The sequence below is a fragment of the Caulobacter sp. 17J65-9 genome, from assembly GCF_010975005.1.
In the GTDB taxonomy this organism is placed as follows: Bacteria; Pseudomonadota; Alphaproteobacteria; order Caulobacterales; family Caulobacteraceae; genus 17J80-11.
In genome coordinates this window covers 1-1,392 of the sequence record NZ_JAAIVC010000296.1, presented here as the reverse complement: position 1 = coordinate 1,392, position 1,392 = coordinate 1, and the positions used below count along the sequence as shown (strand labels likewise).

The 1,392-nt window shown below is 75.6% G+C and carries 1 protein-coding gene; it reads right to left on the bottom strand.

Annotated elements, in window-relative coordinates; all coding sequences use genetic code 11:
• Positions 1–1,214: tRNA (5-methylaminomethyl-2-thiouridine)(34)-methyltransferase MnmD (mnmD, locus tag G3573_RS21465; protein ID WP_163263659.1), on the bottom strand; the 1,214-nt coding region annotated here is incomplete at its 3' end.
• Positions 1,215–1,392: the final 178 nt, after the last annotated feature.

The window sequence follows — 1,392 nt, the reverse complement described above, 5'->3', positions numbered from 1 at the left end:
GCCTCCAGGCGGGCGACCTCGGCCGTGACGCGCGGCGCGTCGGCCGTCCAGGCGCGCACCACCGCGGCCGGCTCGACCGTCACGGCGTCGCGCAGGAACAGGCCGCCGCGCGCGACCGGCTCGCCCAGGCGCGCCGAAGCCGCCTCTGGGGTCAGGCGCTCCAGACCGCCCTCCGGCCACAGCGGCTGGTCGGCGATCCGGTCGAACCTCGACGGGTCGCGGTCGGTGTTTTCCAGCTGGACCACGCCGCGGGCGATCACCGCCTCGTCGCCGTAGAGCTGCACGGCCCGCTCGAAGGCCTGGGCGTAGAAGGCGGCGATCGGGCCGCCGCCGGCGTCGAAGCGCGGGGTGACCAGGGCGGCCGGATTGCCGGAAGCCCCCGGACCGCCAGAGTCGACCAGGGTCGGCGTCACGCCCAGCGCCTTGAAGGCGCGGACCAGCGAGGCCCCGGCGATGCCGCCGCCGACCACCGCCACAACACGGGCCGGCGTCGCGACAGGCTCGGGCGCGCCGCCGAAGACCGCCTCCAGACGTTCGCGCTTACGGCCGTGGCCCGGACGCTTGGCGATCTCGAAGCCCTGGGCCTGCAGACCCCGCCGCACGGCCCCCGCCACGGTGAAGGTCGCGGCGCGCGCGCCGGGGGCCGAGCGGGCGGCCACCGCGGCCAGCACCTCGTCGCGCCACATGTCCGGATTGGTCGAGGGCGCGAAGCCGTCCAGGAACCAGGCGTCGGCCTTGCCCGACCAGGCCGCCAGCGCCTCGGCCACGTCCATCACGGCCAGGTCCAGGGTGGCGCCGAATTCGGGCAGGTCCACCCGATGGAAGCCCGGCGTGCGCGCCGGCCAGCGGGCCAGCAGCGGGGCTGCCACCTCGGCCAGCTCGGGCCAGCGGGCGTGGGCGCGCTCGGCCTCCTCGCGGCGGATCGGGAAGCCTTCGATGGAAAAGATGTTCAGACGGCCGCCGGCGGGGCGCTCGCGCCGCCACAGATCCAGCAGGGCCAGGACGTTCAGGCCGGTGCCGAAGCCGAGCTCGCCGACGGTGAACTGTTCGCGCCCGGTCCAGGCGTCGGGCAGGCCGCAGCCGGCCAGGAAGACCGCGCGGGTCTCGGCCAGGCCGTCCTGCGCCGAGAAATAGACGTCGCCGAACCGGCCGGAGCGCGGGGCGCCGTCGTCGGACCAGACCAGGTCGGGATCACGCGGGGGGATGGAAGACATCACACCAAAACAAAAGGGCCGCCCCGAAGGGCGGCCCTCGATCTCAAACCCGTGAGGGTGAAAGATTACTGCTTGGCAGCCGGGGCTTCGGCAGCGGCCGGAGCGGCAGCGGCGTCGGCGGCCGGAGCGGCAGCGGCGTCGGCGGCCGGAGCAGCGGCGTCAGCGGCCGGAGCAGCGG